This is a genomic window from Aeromonas sp. PrichA-15 (genome assembly GCF_017939245.1).
Classification (GTDB): Bacteria; Pseudomonadota; Gammaproteobacteria; order Enterobacterales; family Aeromonadaceae; genus Aeromonas; species Aeromonas caviae.
Genome location: NZ_JAGKRH010000174.1, coordinates 1 through 6,060, shown reverse-complemented (window position 1 = coordinate 6,060; position 6,060 = coordinate 1). Strand labels below are relative to the sequence as shown.

General features: G+C 65.0%; 6 protein-coding genes. 2 read left to right on the top strand and 4 right to left on the bottom strand.

Annotation, left to right across the window (positions count from 1 at the left end; translation table 11 throughout):
• Positions 1-190: 190 nt before the first annotated feature.
• The 4 genes from J9889_RS17885 to slyA form a co-directional block, all read right to left on the bottom strand.
• Positions 191-550 carry an MliC family protein gene (locus tag J9889_RS17885; RefSeq protein ID WP_010673456.1) on the bottom strand — a complete coding sequence of 120 codons (360 nt, stop codon included), beginning with the start codon at positions 548-550 and terminating at the stop codon, positions 191-193.
• Positions 551-733: 183 nt separating this feature from the next.
• Positions 734-1,762 (bottom strand): DUF2955 domain-containing protein, encoded by a 1,029-nt coding sequence (locus J9889_RS17880; protein ID WP_010673457.1) that lies wholly within the window; start codon positions 1,760-1,762, stop codon positions 734-736.
• Between the two features lie 10 nt (positions 1,763-1,772).
• On the bottom strand, positions 1,773-2,828 hold the full coding sequence (locus tag J9889_RS17875; RefSeq protein ID WP_010673458.1) for an HlyD family secretion protein: 1,056 nt from the start codon (positions 2,826-2,828) through the stop codon (positions 1,773-1,775).
• A gap of 1 nt (position 2,829) precedes the next feature.
• Complete coding sequence (gene slyA / locus J9889_RS17870; protein ID WP_010673459.1) at positions 2,830-3,303, bottom strand: transcriptional regulator SlyA; 474 nt, start codon at positions 3,301-3,303, stop codon at positions 2,830-2,832.
• A gap of 259 nt (positions 3,304-3,562) precedes the next feature.
• Here slyA and J9889_RS17865 point away from each other — a divergent pair, with 259 nt between their 5' ends.
• Both J9889_RS17865 and J9889_RS17860 read left to right on the top strand, forming a co-directional pair.
• Positions 3,563-5,128, top strand: coding sequence for a sensor histidine kinase (locus J9889_RS17865; protein ID WP_010673460.1), 1,566 nt, complete (start codon positions 3,563-3,565; stop codon positions 5,126-5,128).
• A gap of 3 nt (positions 5,129-5,131) precedes the next feature.
• Entirely contained in the window at positions 5,132-5,824 is a 693-nt protein-coding gene (locus J9889_RS17860) for a response regulator (protein WP_039039279.1), read from the top strand.
• The last annotated feature ends 236 nt before the right edge of the window (positions 5,825-6,060 follow it).

The window sequence follows — 6,060 nt, the reverse complement described above, 5'->3', positions numbered from 1 at the left end:
AGGCATGATGCCTCCCTCTTTCTATTGCAAGCCCCGCTGGATAAAGGCTGGAGGAAGATCGACTGGACACAGCCTTGCCCCCTCAACTCAAATCCAATTTATGAATAATCAGTCAAAAAAGTGCTTATCTGAACAGCATTGCGGCCAGGTCGGGGTGTTTCGTGTGGGCTGTGTGCCATGACGGCGCGGATCACTGCTCCTTGCAGTCGTTGTAGCGGCTCTGCCACTCCCCGGCGTCATCACGCATCTCGACGAACCCCTCCTTGCCCTTGTTCCACCAGACCACCTCGTGATCGTCGGTATAGCGAGCGCCGGAGGCGGAAACCGCCTGGGGCAGGGTGTAATCCTTGCCATCGGGGAGGGAGAGCTTGACGAAGTTCAGGCTCTCGTCCGAGAGGGAGAAGTAGCGAACCTGCACTTTCTGGTTCTGTTCACACAGATAGGTGACGGGATCGCCGCCGGTCACTCCCAGCTTGCCGCTGCCCAGATCGCAGCCGCCGAGCAGGGTGATGGCGCCCGCCCCCAGTAGAAAGAGCTTGGCGTGTTTCATGTTTGATCCTCACAACGGTGTCATATGGCCTTGAGCCTAACAGGATGAGGCACAACTGCAACCTCGTGGCGGGAGCCCTGCGTCGGGATGCGTCCGTCTCCCTCTGGTCCGTGGGGCAGGCAAAAAAACGCCCCGGCAGGCAAGCGGGGCGAAAGGGAGCCATCCAATGGCTGCAGAAAAGGGTCAATGGCCGAACCGTGTCGCCTCGAAGCGATTGAGCAACCGGTGGATGAGGTAGCAGGCGAGCAGGGTGACCACGATGGCAAAGAGGATGCTGCTCACCCGATAGAGGGCGCTGAACACCAGGTCGTTGCCCGGGGTCAGGTACTGGCCGAACAGGATGCCGAGGGTGGTGAGGGCACCGAAGCCGACTCCGGAGCCGCTCGCCTCCTTTACATGGGCATAGCTGAACAGCATGGCACCGAGCCAGAGCACCGGGGTCACCAGCAGCAGCAAGCCGGACCAGTCATAGAGCACCAGTTGCCCCAGGATGCCGAAACTCACCCCCAGCAGGGTGCCCATGGCCCGCTTGCGGGCATAGTCCAGGGCGCCGTTCCAGTGCATGGGGAAGAGCAGCAGCAGGGTGGTGGCCTGGGCAGACATGGAGTCGCGCAGATCGAAGATCTGGAACACCAGGAACGAGAGGGTCGCGATGGACGCCCCCAGCAGGGCTTCGTGGCGCATCCGGTGCGGCGCCTTGGGGGAGGGGGCCGGCCTGGGGCGCTCCTCCACGTCCGGAATGAGGGCCGTCATCAGATAGGCGATGAGCACCGACAGGACGCTGGCCCAGAGGTTGCTGAAGATGAGGTCGTTCAGATCAATCCCGGGGTAGCTGGCAAAGTGCAGCATGATGCTGAGGCTGAGCACCCCGTTGGCACCGAACAGGAACAGGCTGCCCCGGGACATGGCGGCGAAACGGTAGAGGAAGAGCAAAAAGACCAGGGGGGTCATGAGCCCCGGGTGGCCGCCGAACAGGCCGCCGAGCAGCCCCACTTCCAGACCACACATGGCGGCGGAGGCGATGAGCTGGCGGGCGGCGTGACCGTTCATCACCGGCACCAGGCCGAGCAGCAGCACCGGGGTGACGGTGAAGAAGACCCCGTTGCTCCAGCCGAAGATCTTGCACAGCACAAACCCCAGGGTACAGCCAAAGGCGATGCGCAGACACTGGCGCAGTTCGTTGGGGGTGAGGGGTCTGTGCCACAGGTTCATGGTCGTCATCTCAATAGATGTAGTGCAGCAGGCTGAGCAGACGGATCTGGCCGCGGGCCAGCAGCCCGGTCAGGGTGTTGTCCGGCAGCAGCTGCACCGTGGCGCGGGCCCCGGCCGGCAGGTGGGCGGGCAGTTGCTCCAGGGTCAGGTGCAGGCGCAGGCGCTGGGCATCCCGCACCCAGCGATCGGATTCGACGGGGTTCGCAAGCTGGCCGTTGGCGTCAAACTGGCCGGCGCTGACCCCGGCATCCAGGCTGGCGACGCGGGCAGGATAGAGGCGACCGGGCTCGCCGTCGAAGGCGACGAGGGCCTGACTGCCGGCGCTGACGTGGCGCAGGCTCTTCTCGCGAAAATCGGCGATCACGTCCACCTGCTCGGAGACCAGGGCCAGCAGGGGGGAGCCCGCATTGGCCACGCTGCCAGGCTTGAGCTGCAGGTTGGTGATGATGCCGTCCTGGCTCGCATGAACCCGGCTGTAGGCGAGGTTGAGCTCGGCCTGGGCGAGGCGGTTGCGGGCCTGGCGCAGCAGCAGGTTGTCTTCCCCTGGCAAGCCGCGGTTGACGCGGGCCTGCTCTACCCGGGCCTGGCTGCCGAGCAGGTTGGCACGGGCGGTGCGGGCGGCGCTGTCGGCGTCATCTTTCTGCTGTTCAGAGACCATGTGACGGCGGTAGAGGGCGTCGATGCGCGCCGCTTCCCGCTGTTTCTGGTCGGCCTGGGTGCGCAGCGAGCTGTACTCCGCCTCATAGGCGGTCAGGGTCGCGTCCAGCTGGCGGTTCTGCTGCCTGGCCTGATCCAGGGCGAGCCTGGCCTGATCCACGGCGAGCTGGAAGGGCTCCGGGTCGAGGGCGAACAGCAGATCCCCCTGCTTGACGTGCTGGTTGTTGGCGACGGCGACCTCGACCACCTTGCCGCTGACCTGGGGGGCCATCCGGGTGACGACCCGGGTGGCCATGGCCTGGGGGGTCAGGGGCATCTTGATGTCGGCCAGCAGAAAGTAGCCAAACACCAGGACGAAGCAGACGATGGCCCACTTTATCCAGCGCTTGAATTGTTGATCCGGTGTCATCTTATTCTCTCTCTTCATGCTGTGCGGCTATCTTGCCGAGGGCGTTGGCGGAGATGCGGTGCACAATGTCTTCAAACTGGGCCAGCTCCTGCTGGCTGATGCCGGTGAGCAGCTCCCGGCGCACGGCGATGATGCGGCCCTCGATCTGATCGAGCAGCGCCTTGCCCGCCGGGGTCAGGGTGACGATGCGGGCCCGCTTGTCCTGGCTGCAGCAATGGCGCTCGATCAGCCCCTGCTCCTCGAGCTGACCCAGGGTCCGCATCAGGGAGGGGAGCTCTATCTCCAGGGCCTCGGCCAGGGTCTTCTGGCTGAGGTGGCCGCCGAGGCGGCTGAGTTTCCACAGGGCGGTCCAGCGGGGATGGGTGAGCCCCAGAGGTGCCAGCTCGAGATCGGCCACGGTGCGCCAGAGCCGGTGCAATCGCCCCAGCTGCTCGGCGAGGGAGAGTTCTCGCAACATCTCCAGATCCTTTTTCATGACGGGCACCTCAATTACTTAGCTTGCGAAGCATTATATTTATTTCGCAGGCTAAGTAAATAGTGTGATACAGCTCACGTTCAGGTTTTTTGCCCGGGCCGTGGTGTTTAAGTTTTTATATGGCTTTGCGGGCCAGCTAACCGACAACGGCCGGGGGAGGCGCTAGAGTGGCCACCTTGGAGGTGCGCCAGGCTGGCCATTGACCCGGCCAGGGGGACACCCTCACCCTGGGCTTTCCTGTCCGCTGCAAGGTTGAACGATGAAACTGCGCCACCAGCTAGTCACCCTCTCGCTTGGCTTGTCACTGCTGCTGATCCTGATCCTGGGCTGTCTGCTCGCCCTCTTCATGCGCCACCTGCTGGAGAACAACCTGAAGGAGAAGGGGAGCGATCTGGCCCGGGTGCTGGCGGCGGACAGCCGGGTGGTCCGGGCCCTGGAGAAGGGGAGCGATCCCGGGCTGCGGGATTATGTGCAGGGGATCTGCAGCCGCACCGACGCCGCCTACATGGTGGTGACCGACGAACATGCCAGGCGCCTGAGCCACCCCTCCCCCGAGCTGGTGGGCCAGACCTTCCGGGGGGAGGACATCTGGCCTGCGCTCCAGTCGCGCGAGAGCTACTGCTCCCGGGACGTGGGCACCCTGGGCCCCGCCATCCGCTGCTTCGCTCCCGTGGTGGGGCCCGATGGCCAGGCCATCGGCGCGGTGGCGGTGGGTTATCTGATGCGCACCGTGGAGGGCACCTATCAGGAGCGGATCGCCCTGCTGGTCGGCGCCATCGCGGCGGTGCTGGGGTGCGGCCTGCTGCTGGCGCTCTGGGTGCAGCACCTGCTGCGCCGCACCCTGCTGGATCTGGAACCGGAAACCATCGCCAATCGCTTCGCCCAGCAGGATCTGGTGCTGGAGGGGATCTCGGAGGGGATAGTGGCCCTGGACAACCAGCACAGGATCACCATGCTCAACAGCGCCGCCTTCTATCAGTTGCGACTGCCCGGCACCGGGCGCCACGCCCTGCTGGGCCGCTCCCTGGCGGAGCTGGCCCCCGGCCTCGTGCCCACGTTGCAGCAAGGGGGGGCAGTCAGGTTTACCGTGCAGGGGGATGACTTCGTCGGCCACTGGCAGGAGCTCAGCGGTCGCGAGCCGGGGCGCATGCTCATCTTCAGCCGGCCAGACGGCACCGGCAGCCTGGGCATGCAGGTGACCCACCTGCGCCAGTACGGCGAGATGCTGCGCATCCAGACCCATGAATTCGCCAACAAGCTCAGCAGCCTCTCCGGTCTGCTCCAGCTCGGCCACGTGGATCAGGCGGTAGACCTCATCCAGCAGGAGAACGAAGCCTGCCAGAACATGTTGCAGGATCTGCTGCGGGTCATCGAGAACAAGCCGGTGGCCGGGCTCATCCTCGGCAAGTTCAGCCGGGCGCGGGAGCTGGGGGTGGAGCTGGTGCTGGATGCGGGGTCGGCCCTCGGGGAGTATCCGGCCGAGGTGTCGGCGGATCTCATCACCTGCATCGGCAACCTGCTGGACAACGGCATTCGCGCCGCCTGGGGGAACCGCGAGCACGCCGCGCCCAGGGTGCTGCTCTCCCTCGATGATCTGGGGCGGCGGCTGGTGATCGAGGTGGAGGACAGTGGCGAGGGGGTGGACGAGGCGCTGGCGGATCACCTGTTCGACTACGGTGTCAGCCGCCAGACCGGGGATCACGGGGTCGGCCTCTTCCTGGTCAAGAAGACGGTGGCCAGGCGGGGGGGCGTGATAGAATGGCGCCGCACCGCCGAGCAGACGACCCTGTTCGGTATCTATTTGAATAAAAACCAATTGGTGTAAGTCATGAAGCCAATCTTCACGCTGATTATCGAGGATGACGAGCGGATAGGCGCCATGTTGGGGGAACTGGTCTCCTCCACGGCCGGGTTCTCCCTGATGGGGCGGGCCGGCACCCTGGCCGAGGCGGATCGCCTGATGGCGGGGAGCGAGCCCCGCTTGCTGATGGTCGACATCTCCCTGCCCGATGGCTCGGGCCTGGAGTGGGTGAGCCGGCTGCGCAGCCACAACCGGGAGGTGATGGTGATGATGGTGACCGCCTCCTGCGACGTGGAGACCATACAGCAGGCCCTCAACCTGGGCGTGCAGGACTACGTCATCAAGCCGCTGCGGCTGTTTCGCATCCAGCAGAGCCTGGAGGAGATCCTGGTCCTCCATCGCCGCCTGTGCGAGCCGGGGGAGCTCGCCCAGAGCGACCTGGACCGCCTGATGGGCAAGGCGCGCAACCAGGGTCGGGAGGCGCGGGAAACCCCCAAGGGGATCGATGCCATCACCCTGCGCCAGGTGCTGGATCTGCTGGCGGGGGAGCCGGACAACACCTTCTCCACCGACACCGTGGCCCTGCGCCTCTCCCTGAGTCGCACCACGGCCCGCCGCTACCTGGAGTTTCTGGAGTCAGAAGATCGGCTGGACGTGGAGCTCAACTACGGCCAGCGTGGCCGCCCGGAGCGGCGCTACCACTGGCGCCGGGAGTCGTGACCCCGCCGCAGGCACAACGCCGAAGAGGCCGCGCACACCATGCTGCGCAGGCCGCGCAGATAAAAGGGAGCCTTTGAGCTCCCTTTTGTTTGGTTCTTCGCGGGATCCTGGGAAAGTGGAAGTTGACAGACAGGGTGCTGGTAAACTGGTTGTCTCCAAACACACCACCACCATCACCCTGCTGTCGCCGTGCATCATATTGATATTGCCTCCTTCTGGCCAGGTTATACCGTCAT